This window comes from Micrococcus sp. EYE_212 (assembly GCF_023147585.1).
Taxonomy (GTDB): Bacteria; Actinomycetota; Actinomycetes; order Actinomycetales; family Micrococcaceae; genus Micrococcus.
This window is the reverse complement of sequence record NZ_JAHXOZ010000006.1, coordinates 39,695-57,421: the sequence shown is the minus strand read 5'-3', so window position 1 is coordinate 57,421 and position 17,727 is coordinate 39,695. Positions and strand designations below refer to the sequence as shown.

16 protein-coding genes and 1 riboswitch are annotated in these 17,727 nt (G+C 73.6%); of the genes, 6 read left to right on the top strand and 10 right to left on the bottom strand.

The genetic code is table 11. The features are described 5' to 3' along the window. Positions 1–4: 4 nt before the first annotated feature. The 4 genes from KZX60_RS05510 to KZX60_RS05495 form a co-directional block, all read right to left on the bottom strand. Positions 5–169, bottom strand: a complete 165-nt coding sequence (locus tag KZX60_RS05510) for a hypothetical protein (protein WP_248116255.1) — start codon at positions 167–169, stop codon at positions 5–7. A gap of 66 nt (positions 170–235) precedes the next feature. Then, positions 236–754: a DUF3253 domain-containing protein gene (locus tag KZX60_RS05505; protein ID WP_248116253.1), complete on the bottom strand. Its 519-nt coding sequence runs from the start codon at positions 752–754 to the stop codon at positions 236–238. A 16-nt stretch (positions 755–770) separates the two neighbouring features. Beyond that, entirely contained in the window at positions 771–1,508 is a 738-nt protein-coding gene (locus tag KZX60_RS05500; RefSeq protein WP_248116251.1) for a VIT family protein, read from the bottom strand. A 64-nt stretch (positions 1,509–1,572) separates the two neighbouring features. Then, positions 1,573–2,703, bottom strand: coding sequence for a glutathione S-transferase C-terminal domain-containing protein (locus KZX60_RS05495; RefSeq protein WP_248116249.1), 1,131 nt, complete (start codon positions 2,701–2,703; stop codon positions 1,573–1,575). 12 nt (positions 2,704–2,715) lie between these two features. On the opposite strand from KZX60_RS05495, the gene KZX60_RS05490 reads away from it, so the two are divergent. Beyond that, a complete protein-coding gene (locus KZX60_RS05490; protein WP_248116247.1) occupies positions 2,716–3,558 on the top strand; it encodes an MBL fold metallo-hydrolase in 843 nt (280 codons plus the stop codon). A gap of 39 nt (positions 3,559–3,597) precedes the next feature. Further along, complete coding sequence (locus tag KZX60_RS05485) at positions 3,598–4,170, top strand: universal stress protein (protein WP_248116245.1); 573 nt, start codon at positions 3,598–3,600, stop codon at positions 4,168–4,170. On the opposite strand, the gene KZX60_RS05480 is transcribed toward KZX60_RS05485, so the two are convergent. Then, on the bottom strand, positions 4,119–5,645 hold the full coding sequence (locus KZX60_RS05480) for a mechanosensitive ion channel domain-containing protein (protein ID WP_248116244.1): 1,527 nt from the start codon (positions 5,643–5,645) through the stop codon (positions 4,119–4,121). The two genes, KZX60_RS05485 and KZX60_RS05480, sit on opposite strands and share 52 nt — an antisense overlap. A gap of 132 nt (positions 5,646–5,777) precedes the next feature. On the opposite strand from KZX60_RS05480, the gene hisD reads away from it, so the two are divergent. Together hisD and KZX60_RS05470 are read left to right on the top strand one after the other, a co-directional pair. Further along, positions 5,778–7,094 carry a histidinol dehydrogenase gene (gene hisD, locus KZX60_RS05475; RefSeq protein WP_248116241.1) on the top strand — a complete coding sequence of 439 codons (1,317 nt, stop codon included), beginning with the start codon at positions 5,778–5,780 and terminating at the stop codon, positions 7,092–7,094. 13 nt (positions 7,095–7,107) lie between these two features. Next, positions 7,108–7,503 carry an RNA-binding S4 domain-containing protein gene (locus tag KZX60_RS05470; protein WP_248116239.1) on the top strand — a complete coding sequence of 132 codons (396 nt, stop codon included), beginning with the start codon at positions 7,108–7,110 and terminating at the stop codon, positions 7,501–7,503. A 222-nt stretch (positions 7,504–7,725) separates the two neighbouring features. Here the strand turns inward: KZX60_RS05470 and KZX60_RS05465 are convergent, their stop codons facing one another. The 3 genes from KZX60_RS05465 to KZX60_RS05455 all read right to left on the bottom strand — a co-directional run bounded on the left by KZX60_RS05465 (position 7,726) and on the right by KZX60_RS05455 (position 11,695). Next, positions 7,726–8,421, bottom strand: coding sequence for an ATP-binding cassette domain-containing protein (locus KZX60_RS05465; RefSeq protein ID WP_248116237.1), 696 nt, complete (start codon positions 8,419–8,421; stop codon positions 7,726–7,728). Continuing rightward, complete coding sequence (locus KZX60_RS05460) at positions 8,418–11,249, bottom strand: hypothetical protein (RefSeq protein ID WP_248116235.1); 2,832 nt, start codon at positions 11,247–11,249, stop codon at positions 8,418–8,420. The genes KZX60_RS05465 and KZX60_RS05460 overlap by 4 nt, the downstream gene beginning before the upstream one ends. An 89-nt stretch (positions 11,250–11,338) precedes the next feature. Further along, on the bottom strand, positions 11,339–11,695 hold the full coding sequence (locus KZX60_RS05455) for a hypothetical protein (protein WP_248116233.1): 357 nt from the start codon (positions 11,693–11,695) through the stop codon (positions 11,339–11,341). A gap of 1,160 nt (positions 11,696–12,855) precedes the next feature. Next, positions 12,856–12,975, top strand: a riboswitch (SAM riboswitch). Positions 12,976–13,052: 77 nt separating this feature from the next. Here KZX60_RS05455 and KZX60_RS05450 point away from each other — a divergent pair. Both KZX60_RS05450 and KZX60_RS05445 read left to right on the top strand, forming a co-directional pair. Then, positions 13,053–13,604 (top strand): flavin reductase family protein, encoded by a 552-nt coding sequence (locus KZX60_RS05450; RefSeq protein WP_248116231.1) that lies wholly within the window; start codon positions 13,053–13,055, stop codon positions 13,602–13,604. A gap of 290 nt (positions 13,605–13,894) precedes the next feature. After that, positions 13,895–14,098, top strand: a complete 204-nt coding sequence (locus KZX60_RS05445) for a cold-shock protein (RefSeq protein WP_248116229.1) — start codon at positions 13,895–13,897, stop codon at positions 14,096–14,098. Between the two features lie 103 nt (positions 14,099–14,201). Here the strand turns inward: KZX60_RS05445 and KZX60_RS05440 are convergent, their stop codons facing one another. Then, positions 14,202–15,494, bottom strand: a complete 1,293-nt coding sequence (locus KZX60_RS05440) for an MFS transporter (RefSeq protein ID WP_248116227.1) — start codon at positions 15,492–15,494, stop codon at positions 14,202–14,204. Positions 15,495–15,600: 106 nt separating this feature from the next. Then, a complete protein-coding gene (locus tag KZX60_RS05435; protein ID WP_248116225.1) occupies positions 15,601–17,718 on the bottom strand; it encodes an FMN-binding glutamate synthase family protein in 2,118 nt (705 codons plus the stop codon). Positions 17,719–17,727 lie beyond the last annotated feature (9 nt).

The following is a 17,727-nucleotide window of genomic DNA, read 5'->3' as shown; positions in this document are numbered from 1 at the left end:
CAGATCACTCCATGATGGACCAGCGGGGCGGATTGTTCAACAATCCCTCGGGGTGGGCGACGCCGTGGAGTGGAGACGCGCGCGGAGGTCGGTGCTCCCGACGCAGGGCCTCGTCCGTCTCCGGGTCCTTGGCCTGCGGGGCGCCGGACTCGTCCTCCCCCTCACCCATGGACCCGGTGTGCGAGCGGCCGCGGGGGCCGGGGAAGCCCCGGCCGGCCTCAGCAGAGTCCGGCTCTCACCCCAGCTCCGGTCCTGCCGCGAGCCGGATCGGCCCGCGCGCGGCGCGCGGGTCCTCCACCCGCTCGCCCTTCTGCCGCACCTCCGCGACGCCGTCCGCGTGCAGCTCGGCAGCCACCTCGCGCGCGGCGTCCATCAGGTCACGCCAGTCCTCGCCTCCGGCCACGCGCGCGGCGTCGGAGGGACAGATGGTCGTGCCCTGGCCACGGGCGCGCAGCAGGGTGCGCATCGCCGCGGCCAGCCTCGTCCGCGTCCCCTCCGGCGTGGGCTCCCACCACGGCTCGCCCCGCTCCCCCAGCGCCACCTTCGCGTCCTGCACGCGGGGGCGCGCCCTCGTCGGGTCCGTCGTCACGAGCCGACGCGCGGCCATGAGCCCCTTCACGAGCTCGGCCCCGAGGGCCTCGGGGATGTGCGGGTCCTGCGCTCGCCACGTCCGCCCGTCCACGACGATGTGGTGCCCGTCGGGGGTCCGTTCCGGCCCTGTTCGTCCGGGCACCGTGCGCGTCGGCCCGGTCATGCCGCCACCACCCCGGTCACACCACGTTCGTGCCGAGCCACGCGCCCACGGCGAACGTGAGCGCGAGGGCGAGCGCGCCGCCGAGGACCACGCGCAGCATCGCGGGGATCGGCCGGGCGCCGCCGAGCCACGCGCCCACGGCGCCGGTCACGGCGAGCGCGAGCAGCGTCGTCGCGAAGGTGAGCGGCACGCGGATGTCCACGGGCGCCAGGATGATGGTGAGGAACGGGAGCAGCGCACCCAGCAGGAACGCGATGAAGGAGGCGCCCGCCGCGGCCCACGGGCTGACGACGTCGTCCTCGCGCATCCCGAGCTCCATGCGCAGGTGCGCGGTGAGGGCGTCCTTCTCCGTGAGCTCGCGGGCCACGGACTCCGCGGTCGGCCGGCTCAGCCCCTCGGCCTCGTAGAGCTCCACGAGCTCCTCGAACTCCCCCTCCGGGTCCGCCGCGAGCTCGCGGCGCTCCTTCTGGATCAGCGCCTTCTGCGAGTCCGAGGAGGAGGAGACGGACACGTACTCCCCGAGCGCCATGGACACCGCCCCGCCGACGACGGCGGCCCCGCCCGCGAGCATGACGGGAGCCACCGCGGTGGTCGCCCCGGCCACGCCGACGACGGTCGCGGCGACGGAGACGATGCCGTCGTTCGCGCCGAGGACGCCCGCGCGCAGCCAGTTCAGTCGCTGCTGCAGGCCGTTCTGCGCGTGGGGCTCGGCGGCGTCGTGGGCGGCGGAGACGGAGGGGAGGTCGGTGCTCATGCGAGCATCCTCGTCCCGGATCGGGGCGCCCGCCACGCAGGGAAGGCGATCCTGACCCCGCCCCTCAGCGCAGCGGCGTGTGCTCCGGGTCCACGGCCTCGCCCTCGCGGACGGGCCCGGGCGCGGTGCCGTCGCCGAAGGGGCGGCCGCCCAGCTCCTCACGGCGGTGCGCGCTCATCCAGCCGGTCAGGTCCGGGCCCTTCGGCACGATCCCGGTGGGGTTCACGTCCCGGTGCACCTCGTAGTAGTGGTGCTTGATCTGGTCGAAGTCGATCGTGTCGCCGAAGCCGGGCGTCTGGAAGAGGTCCCGCGCGTAGGCCCACAGCGCGGGCATCTCGGCGAGCCTCTGCCGGTTCGCCTTGAAGTGGCCGTGGTAGACGGGGTCGAAGCGGGCGAGCGTGGTGAACAGGCGCACGTCCGCCTCGGTGATGGTCGCGCCCATGAGGAACCGGCGCGTGGTGAGGCGCTCCTCGAGCCAGTCCATCGCGGTCCAGAGCCGGTCGTAGGCCTCGCCGTAGGACTCCTGCTCCCCCGCGAAGCCGCAGCGGTACACCCCGTTGTTGACCTCGGTGAACACGCGCTCGATGACCTCGAACATCTCGTCGCGCTCGGGTCCGGCGTCGGGGATCAGCTGCGGGGCGCCGTCGCGGTGGAACGCGGTCCACTCGGTGCTGAAGTCCAGGGTGATCTGCGGGTAGTCGTTGGTCACCACGCCGCCGGTGGGCACGTCCACGAGGGCGGGCACCGTGATGCCGCGCGGGTAGTCCGGGAAGCGCTCGACGTAGTTCTCCTGGAGCCAGTGCGTGCCGAGCACGGGGTCCGTGCCGCCCTCGTCGAGGTCGAACGTCCACGAGCGCTCGTCGTGGACGGGTCCCGGCATCCCGAGCGAGATCGCGTCCTCGAGCCCCAGCAGGCGCCGGACGATGATGGCGCGGTTGGCCCACGGGCAGGCCCGCGCCGCCACGAGGCGGTAGCGGCCGGCCTCCACGGGCCAGGCCTCCGCGCCCTCGGCGAGGCCGCCGCCCACGCGCCCCACCCGCGCGGGCTCCTCCGTGGGCCGCGCCCGGACGGCGCCCGGGTCGGCGACGATGCGGTCGCCGATGTAGTTCGTGTCGCGGTCGTAGCCGCCCTCCTCGATGTAGCCCTTCGGCGAGGCGGCGGCGTCCGATCCCTGTCCGGTCGAGTCCTTGTCCATACACTCGACCCTATGACCGAGGCCGTCGAAACTCCCGGGCTGACGCCCGCCCCCTCCGTGCGCTGCGTGACCGCGCACAACCCCTCTCCCATGACCCTCGCGGGCACCAACACGTACGTCGTGGGCGCGCCGGAGGCGAGCGCCGTCGTCGTGGTGGACCCGGGGCCGGAGGAGGGCGCGCACGAGCATCTCGACGCGGTCCTGGGGGCGGCCGGGGGACGGCCGATCGGCCTGATCCTGGTGACGCACCGCCACGCGGACCACACGGGCGGCACGGACGTGTTCCACGAGGCCACCGGCGCGCCCGTGCGCGCCGCGCTCCCGGAGCACTGCCGGGGCGGGGGCGAGCCGCTCCTCGACGGCGAGCGTCTCGCCGACGACGGCGGCGCCCTCGCCGGGGTGGAGATCCTCGCGTGGCACACGCCGGGGCACACCTCGGACTCGTGCTGCTTCGTGCTCCCGGGTGCGGGCGAGGCGGGTGCCGTGCTCACGGGCGACACGATCCTGGGCGCGGGCACCACGATGCTCGACCACCCGGACGGCACCCTGGCCGACTACCTGGACAGCCTGCGCCGCCTCGAGGCCGCGGGCCCCCTGACGGTCCTGCCGGCGCACGGCCCCGTCCCCGCCCCGCTGGACGTCGTGGCGAGGGACTACCGCCACCATCGGGAGGGCCGCCTCGCGCAGATCGAGGCCGCGCTCGAGGAGCTGGAGGAGGACGTGCTCGCCCGGATCACCCCCGAGGAGCTGACCCCGATGATCTACCCGGGCGTCGGAGGCACGGTCGGCCGCGTCGCCGAGCAGACCGTGGCCGCGCACCTGGAGTACCTGCGCCACCACGCCGTGGGGCGCTGAACCGCCCTGTCCCCCACCCCGCGAACCAAGGAGAGCCCCATGACCATCCTCATCGGCTACAAGCCCAGCGACTCGGGCGACGCCGCCCTCGACAAGGCCCTCGACATCGCCCGCTCCACCCGCGAGCGCGTCGTCGTGGTCAACGCGGGCCCGGGCGGAGAGCACCGCACCGACTCCCTCGTCACGGAGGCGCAGCAGCGGGGCGTGCAGGCCCGCCTCGACGCCTCGGGCGTGGACGCCGAGTTCCGCCAGTACGCGCGCGGCCGCTCCACGGTGCAGGAGATGAAGGACGTGGCGGCCGAGCTGGACGCCTCCCTCGTGGTGATCGGCCTGCGCCGCCGCGGCGGGTTCGGCCGCTTCGTGATGGGCTCGGTCTCAGACGAGCTCCTCCAGCAGCTCGACCAGCCCGTGCTGTGCGTGAAGGCCTCGGCGGGCACCACGCCGGACGCCCCGAGCCACGTGGCCGAGACGGACCCGGACTTCCAGCGCAGCCTGCCCCGCTCCGAGCCGCTGCGCGAGCAGCACCCGTTCGCGCCGGACGCGCACGGGGAGGGCGCGGGTCAGGCCTTCTCGGAGGAGCCGCCGGCCTCGTCGGGGTCCAGCGTCCGCTGATCCGGGCGGGCGGCGTGGGCTCCGGCCTGGCCCCCGCCGTCCGCCTCGCGCTGCGCGTCGCGCTGGGCCCGGCGTTCGGCGAACGCGTCCTCGCCGGGCCCGGCCATCTCCGCATTGCGCTGCACCGCGGTGATCGATCCCGTGTACAGGGCCGAATGCTCGTCCACGCGGGTGAGCGGCGCGGTGGTGGGCCGCACGGCGGGGATCCGCATCGTCTGGGCGGCCGGCTCCCGGCCACGTCCCGGCGACGCGGGCGCCGGAGCGCTCCCGTGGGCCGCGCCGGGGGCCGCGTCCTGGGGGGCGGCGGGCTCGTGCGCGGCGAGCTGCGGGGCCGACTGCCCCTCCGCGTGCCGCTGCGTGAGGATGCCCTCCGGGTGCTCCTGACGCAGGAAGGCCACGAGGTCCTCGCGGACGAGGCAGCGCAGGTCCCACAGCTCGCCGGAGTTCTTGGCGGAGACCACCGCGCGGATCCGCACCATGCCGCCCACGGCGTCCGTGACCTGCATGGCGTTCTCCTTGCCGTCCCAGAGCTCGGTGGACTCGAGCAGGGCGGCGAGCCGCGCCCGCAGGTCCTCCATCGGCACGCGCCAGTCCACGTCCAGCTCGACGACGCCGGCCACCGCCGAGCCCACGCGCGTCCAGTTCTCGAAGGGCTCGGTGGTGAAGTGGGAGGACGGGTAGACCATCCGCCGACCGTCCCAGATCTTCACGACCACGTTGGAGAGCGTGATCTCCTCGACCGTGCCGAACACGCCGTCCATGGTCACCACGTCCCCCACACGGATGGAGTCGGTGAAGGCCAGCTGCACGCCCGCGAACACGTTGGTCAGCGTGGACTGCACGGCAAGGCCGGCGATCACGGAGATCAGGCCGGCGGACGCCAGGAGGCCGGCGCCGAGCGAGCGGACCTCCGGGATGGAGATGAGCACCGCGGCGATCGCGATCACCACGATCACGACACTGAGGATGCGCCGGATCAGCATGGTCTGCGTGCGGATGCGCCGCTCGCGGCGGTCGTTGACCCCGACCTCGCGGTAGCGCCAGAGGATGCGCTTCTCCACGAGGTCCACGATCCGCCACGCCGCCCACGCCAGCGCGGCCACGAGCACCACCATGAGCACGAACGCGGCGCCGCGGTACCAGGTCTCCGCGCGCGCCGTGACGCCGAGCGCCAGGCGGGCGGCGAGGGAGGCGCCGGCGAGGGAGAGCGGCAGGCTCAGCGGGGCCATCTGGCGGCGCAGCTCGGCGCGGCGGAGCATGAGCAGCCGCACCGCCTGGAACGCGAGCCACACCCCCACCCAGCCGAGCACGAACGCGATGGCCGCCGTGAACAGGGCGCCGCCGGTCACCCCGAGGGCCTCGGCCGCGGCGTCCGAGGTGCCCCGGACGCCGTCCTGCACCTCGTCGGGGACCTCGGCGGCGGCAGCCAGGCGCACGAGGCCGGGGAACAGGGCGGAGGAGGCGAGGCTGAGCATGGCGCCAGTCTGGCATCCGCGGCCGAACGCCGCCCGGATCGGAGCACAATGGAGCCTGACCGCCCGCCCGCCCCGTGGCCGAGCGCTCCCTCCGGAGCGGCGCCGCCCACCTGCACCCCCTGGAGGATCCCCGTGCTCTCCGTGACCGATCTCCGCGCCGTGGACACCGCCACGGCGGACCTGTCCAGCATCATCCCCCGCGCGGACGTGGACGTGGCCTCGATGGTCCCCGCGATCACGCCGATCATCGACGAGGTCCGCGAGCGCGGTGCCGCCGCCCTGCTGGACCTGGCCGAGCGCTTCGACGGCGTCCGCCCGGCGTCCCTGCGCGTGCCCGTCGAGGCGCTCGCGGAGGCGCTCGCGACGCTGGACCCCCGGGTCCGCGCCGCACTCGAGGAGTCGATCCGCCGCGCCCGTCTCGTCCACGCCGCGCAGGTGCCCGCCGGATCCAGGGTGGAGCTGGGCGAGGGCGCCGTCGTCGAGAACCGCTGGGTGCCCGTGGGCCGCGTGGGCCTCTACGTGCCCGGCGGGCGCGCGGTGTACCCCTCCTCCGTGGTGATGAACGTGGTGCCCGCGCAGGCGGCCGGTGTGGGCGCGCTCGCCGTGACCTCGCCCCCGCAGCGGGAGCACGGCGGCCTGCCCCACCCCACGGTGCTCGCGGCCTGCGCACTGCTGGGGGTGGACGAGGTCTACGCGGCGGGCGGCGCCCAGGCCGTGGCCATGCTCGCGCTCGGCGTCCGGGACGACGACGGCGGCTGGCTGTGCGCGCCCGTGGACCTGGTGACCGGGCCGGGCAACGTGTACGTGGCCGCGGCGAAGCGCGCCCTGCAGGGGACCATCGGCGTGGACGCCGAGGCCGGCCCCTCCGAGATCGCCGTGATCGCGGACGGCACGGCCCGCGCCGACTTCGTGGCCGCGGACCTCGTCAGCCAGTCCGAGCACGACCCCCTGGCCGCCTCCGTGCTCATCACGGACTCCGAGGACCTCGCGCGGGACGTGCTCGCCGCGATCGAGGCACAGGTGCCCGGCACGCTGCACGAGGAGCAGGTCCGCGTCGCGCTGACCGGGCCGCAGTCCGGCGTGCTGCTCGTGCGGGACATGGACCAGGCCGTGGAGGTCTCGGACCGCTACGCCACCGAGCACCTCGAGATCCAGACGCGCGACCCCGACGCCGTCGCGGCCCGGGTGCGCAACGCCGGCGCCGTGTTCGTGGGGCCGCACTCCCCCGTGCCGCTCGGGGACTACTCCGCCGGGTCCAACCACGTGCTGCCCACCTCCGGCACCGCGCGGCACTCCTCCGGGCTGAACACCGTGACGTTCCTGCGCTCCCAGCAGGTGATCCGCTACACGGCCGAGGGGCTGGCCGGGGTGGCCGAGGGCATCGAGGCGCTCGCGGCCGACGAGGGCCTGCCCGCGCACGGCGCCGCCATCGCCCTGCGCTCCGAGTGAGCGGGGCGGCGGAATGAGCGGGCCTGCAGGCGGGGGGACCGTCCGGATCGACGCGTGGCTCTGGGCCGTGCGCCTCTACAAGACCCGCTCCGCCGCGACGGCGGCCGTGCGGGCCGGCCACGTCCGCGTGGACGGCGAGCCGGTGAAGGCGGCGGCGTCCGTCGTCGTCGGGAACCGGATCCGGGTGCGGCAGGACGGCCGCGAGCGGATCCTCGAGGTGACCGGCCTGATCTCCAAGCGCGTGGGCGCGCCGGTGGCGGTCAAGCAGTACGTGGACCACTCGCCGCCGCCCGTGCCGCACGAGCTGCTGTCCGTCCCCTACCGCGAGCGCGGCGCGGGTCGGCCCACCAAGCGGGACCGCCGGCAGCTGGACGCGCTGCGCGGGCGGGACGGGGCCGGGCGGGGCTGACCGCGGGGGCCCGGGCGCTCCCTCAGTCGTCCTTCCCCACGGCCTGGACGTGGGCGGAGGTGACCGGACGGGGTCCCTCCCTCTCGCTCGCGCAGGCCGACACCGTCAGGGCAGCGACGGCGAGGACCGCGTCGAGCGTGTTCGAGCGGGTGCAGGGGAGTGAGAGCGGAGGTGTGGAGATGGTGCGGGGTATGGAACGCTCCTCTGTCGATGCGATCGGGGTCAGTCCTCGCCGACGCGGACGGCCCGGTCGACGGCTGCGTGGACTAGAGGGTCGTGGCTGGCCACGAGTACAGCGGCCCCGGCCGCGGCGTGCTCGCGCAGCAGCGCGATGGCCTCGCGGGCCGCAGAGCCGTCGAGGTGGCCGGTGGGCTCGTCGGCCACGATCAGGTGCGGCCGCTTGGAGAGGGCCCTGACCAGCGCCACCCGCTGGGCTTCGCCCCCGGACAGCCGGGAGGCGGGCGCGCCGAGCCGGTGCCCCAGTCCGAGTCGCTCGAGCTGGCCCCGGACCGTCTGCTGTGCCTCGGGCACAGACCCCGCGAGGCGCCCGCCGTGGATCCACACACCCGCGTTGTCGAGCGCGGAGAGCTCGCCGATGAGCTCGCAGGACTGGTCCACGTAGCCCAGGTGCACCCGCCGGTACCGCGCGAGATCCCCGGCCGAGAGGTCCGCGACCTCCCCGGCCAGCGATCCGTCGGGGCTGCGGTAGATGATCCGTCCGGACAGCGGGCGGGACAGCCCGGCCAGGTGGCGGATCAGGGAGGACTTCCCCGTGCCGGAGCGGCCCCAGAGTCCGACGACGTCGCCGGGGGCAAGGGTCAAGTCCAGGGACTCGACGAGCACGCGGGTGCCGCCGTCGGGATGGCGGTAGCCGACCTGGACGCGGTCGAGGGTGAGCACGGGCGCGATCACACTCATGCGGGCTGCCCCTTCCAGGCGCGGGCGAGCTGGGCTCGCCGGGTGAGCAGGGTGATAACGAGGGTGAGGAGCAGGGCGACGCCGGCCGCTCCCGCCACGAGGGGAAGGTCCGGGCGGGGGGTGAGCAGCGCCAGGACGACGCCGGCCACCACCGCGACCGCGATTGCTTCCACGGCCAGGGCGGGCACGTGGCGTCCCAGCAGCCGGGAACGGGTCCAGCCGGCGAGCAGGAGCACGGTGGCCTCCCCCCGGACGTCCGGGCCCTCCACCCGGTGCAGCTGCACCAGGAGGACCATCCCCACGACGGCGGCCAGCGCACCCAGCACCAGGCGGAACGGCAGGTCCTGGGCCACGGCGGCGCTGGCCAGCACGGAGACGCCGGCCTCGCGGCGGGCCTGCAGGACGACGGCCACGAGCAGGCCGGCACCGGCTGCCACGGCCGCTCGGTATGCCGCGCCGGTGAGCAGCCGCGGCCACGTGCGCGCGGTCCACCGGGTCAGCAGCGCCGCCGGGGTGCGGGCCGGTCGGGCCGTGCCGACGCTCCCCTCCCGACCTGCCGACGCGGCGGGGCGGGCCGCGAGCACCGCCGCAAGCACCACGGCCCCGGCCAGCCCCGCCGTCGCCCCGAGGCCCACGGCCACCAACGGGGGCGCCACGCCGAGGCTCCTGGACATCGTGCCGACGACGGCGAGTGCGGCTGCCGCACCGACGAGCACCGTCAGTGTGGCGGCGTCCTCGCGGAGGTGGCGGGTCACGGTGGCGCTGCGTGTCCACCCATGGACCGCCAGCACACCCGCCCGGTGGCGCCGTGGCTGCAGCGCGGCGGCCACGCACAGCCCCGCCAGGGCGGTCAGCAGGACGACCACCGTCACCGTCTGCGAGGTCCCCGCGGTCCCGACGGCCGCGGAGACCCGCTGAGACGCGGCGAGCTCCGGGCCGAGCTGGCGCACGGTGCCGAGCGGCCCCGTCCGGGGATCACCCTCCGTGGAGTCGAACCGGTAGGACACCACCTGCATCTCGCGGGGCGCCAGGCTGGAGGCGGCCACGGTGACCGCTGCGAACCCGGCGGCCTCGAGGCGCTGGGCGACGGCGTCGATCGTCGCGAGGTTCTCCGGCGTCAGGTCCTCCCCCACACCGGCCACCCGGACGCGGACGGTGCTGAAGGGCCGCTCCAGTCCGAGTGCCCCCGCGGAGGCGGCGTCGACGTAGGCGGCGGGCATCTGGTTGGCGAGACCGAACCCGGTGGAGGCGGGCCGCAGCCGGACGTCCCGCGGAGTTCCGTCGGGGTCCGCTACCAGGGTGGTGGGCAGCTCGACATCCGTGAGCAGCGGGGCGATCCCCGCGAGTGCGGCGTCCGGCTCCGGCGTAAGGGTACCCACGCTGACCAGCAGGGGCGCGTCCCCGGTTCCGAACCGTCGGCCATCGTCAGTGGCCGTGTAGTACGCGGACTCCCGGGACGTGGAGGCCGGCAGCGCCCGGGTGACCGCGACGTCGGGCCGGCCGGGGAGCGTGCCGGAGGCGGTCTCCACGGAGGCGGCCTCGGCCAGGGGCTCGTCCGCAGACGCCGGCCGGGTCAGGGTCCGCGTCTCCTGCACCAGGGACAGGCGGGGCGAGTCGTAGCTCAGGACCGGGTCCCGGCCCGTGGTCAACCCCGGCACGGGGACCACGGTGACCCCGAGCCCCAGGCCGCCGAACCGGCCTGAGACGTCGGAGGTGGAGACCTCGTCCTGCGTCGCTGTCCCGCCGGCGGGCAGCGCCCACACGGGCATCCCCACGATGCCGCGGGGCGCGGTGGGGTCCCGCGGATCCACCGGCGCCTGCTCGATGTCGAGCCGGGTGACCGGCTCCCGGTACGGGGCCGCGCGCACCTCGAGGGTCAGGGGCGCAGACCCGACGCTCGTGGCGAGCAGCGGGACGGCGGTGAGTGAGTCCACCGGCCGTCCGGCCGCATCCGCCAGGCTCTGGAGGTAGGCAGGGAGCCGATCCTTCGCCCTGACGAGCGCCTCAGCCTCCTCGGTTGCGGCGCCGGAGAGCCTGTCGACGACAGCCGGGAGGAAGCCGGCGGGCGAGGACTGCGCTAGCACGCGGAACGCGTCGGCGGCGGCGGGGTGCCCGCCGAGGGACAACAGCTGCGCCTCAGCCGCGGCGTCCACCACGATCATCCGATTGCCCTGCGGGTCGGGGTCCGCCCACGGGGCGGCCCAGTACGTGCCGGCCGGGACCTCACGCTGGGCGGGCGGAGGCGTCTGACCGCGGGGACCGACGGCAAGGGTGGGGAGCTCGACGTCCGTGCAGGGGCCTGGCTCGGGAGGGGCCGGATCGCAGAGGGCGGGATCGTCCAGCAGCGGACGGGCGTCCGCGATCGGCCCGTCGGAGAAGGAGCCGATCAGTGTGGCGTCCATGCCGAGCACGGGGCGCGGGCCGAGTCCGTCGTCCGTGCTCACCCGCGCGTCCAGGTCGAACGCGTGGGGACCCTCCACGCTGCCGTCCGCGGGGTAGCCGATCATGACGGCGTCCTGGTTGGCCACGCTGCGCACGCCGACGTCGCCGAGCGGGGCGGCCACCTCGACACCGGGCACCGCCCGGATGCGGTCGAGATCGGCCGGGCTGAGGCGCTCGGCTGAGCTCGTCCAGGCGGCCGTGTCCAGCGGGGCCATGAGGGCTGCCGCGCTCTGTGCGGCCGCGGGTGCGGACACGATCAGGTCATAGGACCCGCGCCAGCTGCTGTCGACGAGGGCCTTGAGCCGCTGTGTGGCCTGGGCCTGGACACCAAGGCCCAGGACCAGGGCCACAGCGAGCGCCCCGGCCACCAAGCGCAGCAACCGCACGGCGGGGAAGGAGGGCCAGGCTGGTCCTACACGGCGAGAACCCTCACCAGTGCTCGTCTGGACTCGCGAGCTCTGGGGCGGTCGGGACGTCATTCGGAGGGAACCGTCAACGCCACCCGGTAGGGCTCGTCATTGTCCACGGTGACCGTGAAGGTCACTGGCCCGGCCTGTTCTATGGGAGGCGTCGCTGCGGACCACCCGCCGCACAGGGCCTCCGATCCGGCCATCCACGTTTTCTCATCGCCATCGCCACTCGAGACGTGGATGTCCGTCTTGCCAGTCGCATCGGAGGGGCAGAGCAGGACGACCCGAAGGACCGCGCCCTTCTGGGCATCCACCGTGATCTCCTGGGTGCCCCGACCGACCCTCTCCTCCAGGACGGACTCCTGCTCCACATCGATGGAGTCGGAGTCCGGATTCTGACGTGCGAACTCCTCAAGGGTCATGCCCCCCTCCTCGAACAGAGCCGCGGGGAGAGCCTCTGCCGCGTTCGGGGCCTGGGCCCCGGCATCGGACGAGCCGCTCGTGGCGGCTGACTCCGAAGGGGTCGCACTGGCGACAGCCGTGGAAGTGCCCGAGGGGGTCGGAGTGTCGGACTGAGAGGCGGAGCACCCGGAGATCGTCGTGCCGACGAGCACAGCGGCGGCGAGGGCGGCCAAGCGACGTGAAGGAGACAAAGGGAACATGACATGCCTGTCCGTAGGGGGGGGGAATAGGGGGGGTGCAGCGTCCGGCGCCCGGCGCCCGACGCTGCACCGCTCACCGCATCAGAGCTTGAAGTGCTGGAAGTAGAACTGCTGCCACGGGGTGTAGAACGAGCCGCTGCGCAGCGTGACCACGTCGCAGCTGCGGTTCAGCATCTGACGCTTCCATGTTCCCTGTGCCTGCTTGGCGCCGATGGCGAGCTTTCCACCGTTCGTGTAGGTGCTGGGCACGGTCCAAGCACCGCTGAAGGTATTCGTAGACGAGTAGCTGACTCCCACACGGGTCCCGACCTTGGCGGAGACGCCAGCGACAATGGCGCTCACATCGCCAGAGAGTTCGCCTGTGATGTCGCCACTGACACCGAACGTGCGCCCGGTGGCGATAGTGAGCCTGACTCCGGGAGCCCCGGACACTGACGAGTAGGCGGAGTACGACTGCTTGAACGTGTTCGATGTCACGGCGGTGCTTGTCCAGTACTCCTCGGCACATTACGCGTCCGGGGTAGCAGTCTCCCCTCCCACGGGCGCGGTCGCAGCCCCCGCCACGGGAGCCACCGCTAGCGACGCCGCCATCACCGCACCGGTGGACGCCGCCATGATCCTCTTCTTCATGTCCATCCGCATGATCCGATTCCTTCCAAAGAACCGCCTGCGGGGGCCGCGGGTCGCGGTCTCGAGCTCCCCCCCCCTCTCGAATGACTGAATCCTGACTGCGGCCAGGAGCATGTGTCAAGCATCACATTTCTATGCTTCGCTCCACCCCAGCTCAGGTCGCGAACAAGCTTCTCTGCGCCGCCCCCTCAGCCTCCCGGCGATCGACGCACCCTCCGTGACCCCGCGCGTCGCCCGCCCCCCGGGCCGCTTTGACCATCCCTCGGACCCCTCCGTAGGCTGATCCCCAGAATCACGAGTCCCCGTCATCACGGCCCTGGCCGGCGGGGCGGCAACCCTCTCACGCAGTAGTGGGGTGCTCCAGGTGAGGATTCGGCCCGGCGGAGGACCCCGACGGGCAAGTACTCGCGTCTCCGCGGATCACGCCGATCCGCTCAGGTGAACCGCCCTTCGCGGAGCCGCGTCCGTCACGAAGAGGACCCGCGCCATGACCTTGACCCTGACCGACCACCACGCCCCTTGCCGGCCTGCCGGCGCCCACCCCGCCTGGCAGGCCGACGTCTCCCGCGATCGCCTGCGCCCCGGCCTGGCGGCGTTCCCGACCGGCGTCGTCGCCGTCGCCGGCCTCGTGGACGGGCACCCCGAGGTGATGGTCTCCTCCTCCTTCAGCGTGGGCGTCTCGTGGGAGCCGGCGCTCGTCTCCTTCTCCGCACAGCTGACCTCGCGCACGTGGCCCCGACTGCGCCGGGCCGAGTCGATCGGCGTGTCGCTGCTCGCGGAGGACCAGGCGCACCTGTGCGGGCAGCTGGCCTCCCGTACCGGGGACCGCCTCGCGGGGATCGACGTGCACGTCAGCCCGAACGGCGCGCTCCTGCTCGAGGGGTCCTCCCTGTGGCTCGAGACGAGCCTGCACACCGAGGTGCCCGCCGGGGATCACGTCGTCGCCCTGCTGGAGGTCTCCGGCTTCGCGGACCACACGGACGCCCGCCCGCCCGCGGCGCTGCATCGCAACCTCTTCCACGGGCTCACCGCGCTCTGAGGAGCGCCCCGGAGCCGGGATCCGCACGGACTGGAACGGCCCCAGATTGCGCTCACAGGCGAACATCCGATGAACATCGACCCCGTGGTCGCCAGGCGGTCGAATCCGTGGCAGTATGAACCTTGAAGTTGATCCAAGCTGTATCCCGTAACATCACTGCTTGTCAGTCCCGGCCCCGGTCGGAACGATGAGTGTGGGCACGCGGTTCAGTTCTGCCGCTTCACCCGGAGGCCACAGTGGCCACCGGTTCCCACATCGCCCCTCCGGGGGCACATCGAAAGGACACCATCATGGCTGTCGGTACCGTCAAGTGGTTCAACGCTGAAAAGGGCTTCGGCTTCATCGCTCCCGAGGATCAGTCCGCGGACGTCTTCGTGCACTTCTCCGCCATCACCGGCTCGGGCTTCAAGGAGCTCCAGGAGAACGACCGCGTCGAGTTCGAGACCCAGCAGGGCCCCAAGGGCCTGCAGGCCGCGAACGTGACCAAGATCTGATCTTCCTCCTCTGAGGATTCCGTCCCCGGCGCCTGAGGCGCTGACGGACGATCACCGAAGGCCCCGATCCCCACGGATCGGGGCCTTCGTCGTGCGCCGCGGCTCACGCGCCGGACCGGCCCCGATCCACACGGCGCCGCAGCAGCCACGTGACCCCGAGTCCCAGCAGGTACGCCCCGCCCACCGCGAGCAGGCCGAGGCGGAAGTCCCCGGTGTGGTCGCGGAGCAGGCCCATCACGAGCGGTCCGCACGCGAAGCCGGCATACATGCCCATGGCGTTCGTCCCCGAGGCATCGCCGAGCTGCCCGGCCGGGACGCCGTCCATGATCCCGGCGTTGATCACCACGTTCGCACCCAGCACGGTGAGCCCGTGCAGCACGGCGGCCGCCCACAGGAGGGCCGGCGCGTGGCTCACGTCGGCGGCCAGGAGGGCGGCCACCACCAGCAGCGAGCCGGCGCAGATCGCCGCGAGCAGGGTGGTGGGCCGATGCCCGGCGGCCATGCGGCGGCCCCACCAGATGCGGGAGAAGACCCCGATCACCCCGGAGACGGCGGCGGCCGCCCCGCCGACGACGAGGGACTGGCCGAGCGTCTCCACCGCGAACAGCGGCAGGTACGCGTTCACGGCCTGCATGCCAAGGCCCGTGAGGAACGCGATCGCCGCGAAGAACCACACGCTCGCCGGCAGCCGCCCGCGCCCACCGCGTCGGCCGGTCGTCGGCGCTCCGGCACCCGCGGGACCCTCAGCGGCCCGCGGCGCGCCGTCGTCGTGCCGGATGTGCGCCGCGGCCGCGGAAGAGCCCGCCGGGAGCGGCGGCACCGTGGCCCACGCGACGACGCCCAGCACGCCCGCCACGAGCGCCGCCCCCAGCGCGGCGCCCGTCCAGCCGAGGGCCAGTGCCGCGGCGGGGAAGAACAGGCCGCCGAAGAGCTGCGCGAGCTGCACGCCGGACTGCTTCACCCCGATCCACCCGATGCGCCGCTCAGGCGGGGCGACCTCGCGGATGATGCGGTTCGTCGTCGGGTTCGAGATCGCCTGGGTGACCCCGGCGAGCGCCGCCGCCGCGTAGAGCGCGAAGAGCGTGGTGGAGAACGCGCCCACCACGAGCGCCAGGGCCGCACCGCCGAAGATGATGCCCATCTGTGCGCGCGAGGAGAGGCTGTCCGCGAGGCGTCCCAGCCACACGGACGTGACCGCGGCGGCGCCGAACACCACGGTGAGCACGGTGCCGAGCTGGCCGGAGGTGACGCCCAGGCGCTCGATCACCAGCGCGGAGGAGCTGGCCACCCCGTAGTTGAACAGCGGGCCGGCGGCCATGGCGGCGAGCAGCACCGTCAGCAGCAGGACGTCCCCGGGGCGGCCGGGCTGGCGGGCGGGTACGGAGGGCGGGGTCACGGCCCCAGGGTATGCCCCCTCCTGCGACGAGCCCTGCGCTGCTGCTCCTGTCCGGGGCGGACAGGGGCAGCAGTGCAGGGCTCGTCGAGGGGGACGGCGGGTCGGGTCAGACGACGCGGCCCTCGCCGCGCGGCTCCTCCTCGACGCGACCGGTGGTGTCGCCGTCGGAGGCCTCTTCGCCGTCCTGGCGCTCGGGGCGTGCCCCGGCCTCGGGCGGCAGCTCGCTCGCGTCGTCCGCATGGCCGCGGCGCGGGGACTGGTCGGACCAGTCGGCGTCGGTCTTGGCGGCCGCCGCCGAGTCCCCGGACGGGCCCGGGACGGGGCTGGCGGAGGCGTCGTCGTCCTTGCCGAGGCCCACGGCCTGGGCCAGGCGGCCCACCGTGCGCCCGTAGAGGGTCTCGCCCTCCTTGAGGGAGGCGACGCTCGGCATGGGGGAGGTGCTCAGCGAGACCCCGTTCGCATCCCGCGGCTCGACGGCGATCCGGTCCTTCGTGGCGAGGGAGGAGCCGGCGCGGGACAGGGCCGAGGGCGCCTGGCCCTGCTCGCCGTCGCGGCCCGGGGCGGCCAGCTCGGAGCGCCACTCGGGGTTGCGGTCCGTGAGGTAGTCGATCCGGGCGTGCTCACCGAAGTGGTCGGCGTCCGCCTCCTCCCAGTCGAGGTCCCAGCCGGCTGGCGGGTCGTTGAGCAGCTCGTCCGTGCGCAGCCAGTGGTAGATGGACGCGTAGGAACGGGTGCTCAGGTGGTCCACGCGGCGGCGCATCATGCGGGTGTTCAGCTGAGACGGGTGGGAGACGCCCATGGACGCCATGATCTGCACCGCCTCGCGGACGGTGAGGCGGTGGTAGTTGAACACGCGGTTCGACTTGTCCTCCACGTCGACGGCGCGGGCCAGGCGCGGGTCCTGCGTGGCCACGCCCACCGGGCACTCGTTCGTGTGGCACTTCTGCGCCTGGATGCAGCCGGTGGCCATCATCATGGCGCGCGCGGACATGGTGAAGTCGGCGCCCTGGATCAGGCGCTTGACGATGTCCGAGCCGGTGGCCACCTTGCCGGCGGCGCCGAGCTTGATCATGTGGCGCAGGCCGGTGCCCACCAGGGCGTTGTGCACGAGCATGAGCCCCTCGGTGAGCGGGGTGCCCACGCGGTCCGAGTACTCCAGCGGGGCGGCGCCGGTTCCTCCCTCGGAGCCGTCCACGATGATGAAGTCCGGAGCGATGCGCTCCTCCCACATGGCCTTGCACATGGCGAGCACGTCCACGCGGGAGCCCACGCAGAACTTGATGCCGATCGGCTTGCCGCCCGAGAGCTCGCGCAGCCGCCCGATGAAGCGGACCATCTCGCGGGGGGTGCGGAACGCGGAGTGCGAGGCCGGGGACAGGCAGTCGCGGTCCATGGGGATCTCGCGGGCCTCGGCGATCTCCTTGGAGATCTTCTCCTTGGGCAGCATGCCGCCCAGACCGGGCTTGGCGCCCTGCGAGAGCTTGACGGTGATGCCCTTGACCTCGGGGAGCACGGCCTTGGCGGCGAAGCGCTCAGCGCTGAACGTGCCGTCCTCGTTGCGGCAGCCGAAGTAGCCGGAGCCGATCTCCCAGAACAGGTCCGCGCCGTTGCCGCGGTGGTACTTGGTGAGGCCGCCCTCGCCGGTCTCGTGGATGAAGCCGCCCATGCCGGCGCCCTTGTTCATGGCCACCACCGCGTTGGCGGAGAGCGAGCCGAAGGACATCGAGGAGATGTTCATCAGCGAGATGTCCGCGGGCTGCGTGCAGTCCGGGCCGCCGATGCGCACCGTGGGGGGCTCCTCCGGCGCGTTCACGGGCGCGGAGGAGTGGAGGAGGAACTCGTAGCCGATCTCCGAGGTGTCCCGCTCGGTGCCGAACGCCTTGTGCGCGTCCAGGCCCTTGGCGCGGGCGTACACGAGGGAGCGGGTGTCGCGGTCGAAGGGCTTGCCGTCGAAGTTGCGCTCGATGAAGTACTGCTGGATCTCGGGTCGGATGGACTCGAGCAGGTACCGCATCCGCCCGATGACCGGGTAGTTGCGGAGGATGGCGTGGCGCTTCTGCGTCACGTCGTGGATGGCCAGGATCAGGAGCGCGATCATGATCGCGGCCAACACCCACCAGGCGCCACTGCCGATGACTGCGACCAGGACCAGGACCGCGGCGCCGAGCGAGAGTGCGGCGACGATCAGAAGTCTGTTGTTCACCCGACCAATGGTGCCCCACATCCCACGGTT

What these genes read in the sequence shown, in the direction of transcription:
- KZX60_RS05510 (WP_248116255.1), bottom strand. Translation starts at nt 169, where the DNA reads ATGGGTGAGGGGGAGGACGAGTCCGGCGCCCCGCAGGCCAAGGACCCG.
- KZX60_RS05505 (WP_248116253.1), bottom strand. Translation starts at nt 754, where the DNA reads ATGACCGGGCCGACGCGCACGGTGCCCGGACGAACAGGGCCGGAACGG.
- KZX60_RS05500 (WP_248116251.1), bottom strand. Translation starts at nt 1,508, where the DNA reads ATGAGCACCGACCTCCCCTCCGTCTCCGCCGCCCACGACGCCGCCGAG.
- KZX60_RS05495 (WP_248116249.1), bottom strand. Translation starts at nt 2,703, where the DNA reads ATGGACAAGGACTCGACCGGACAGGGATCGGACGCCGCCGCCTCGCCG.
- KZX60_RS05490 (WP_248116247.1), top strand. Translation starts at nt 2,716, where the DNA reads ATGACCGAGGCCGTCGAAACTCCCGGGCTGACGCCCGCCCCCTCCGTG.
- KZX60_RS05485 (WP_248116245.1), top strand. Translation starts at nt 3,598, where the DNA reads ATGACCATCCTCATCGGCTACAAGCCCAGCGACTCGGGCGACGCCGCC.
- KZX60_RS05480 (WP_248116244.1), bottom strand. Translation starts at nt 5,645, where the DNA reads ATGCTCAGCCTCGCCTCCTCCGCCCTGTTCCCCGGCCTCGTGCGCCTG.
- KZX60_RS05470 (WP_248116239.1), top strand. Translation starts at nt 7,108, where the DNA reads ATGAGCGGGCCTGCAGGCGGGGGGACCGTCCGGATCGACGCGTGGCTC.
- KZX60_RS05465 (WP_248116237.1), bottom strand. Translation starts at nt 8,421, where the DNA reads ATGAGTGTGATCGCGCCCGTGCTCACCCTCGACCGCGTCCAGGTCGGC.
- KZX60_RS05455 (WP_248116233.1), bottom strand. Translation starts at nt 11,695, where the DNA reads ATGACCCTTGAGGAGTTCGCACGTCAGAATCCGGACTCCGACTCCATC.
- KZX60_RS05450 (WP_248116231.1), top strand. Translation starts at nt 13,053, where the DNA reads ATGACCTTGACCCTGACCGACCACCACGCCCCTTGCCGGCCTGCCGGC.
- KZX60_RS05445 (WP_248116229.1), top strand. Translation starts at nt 13,895, where the DNA reads ATGGCTGTCGGTACCGTCAAGTGGTTCAACGCTGAAAAGGGCTTCGGC.
- KZX60_RS05435 (WP_248116225.1), bottom strand. Translation starts at nt 17,718, where the DNA reads ATGTGGGGCACCATTGGTCGGGTGAACAACAGACTTCTGATCGTCGCC.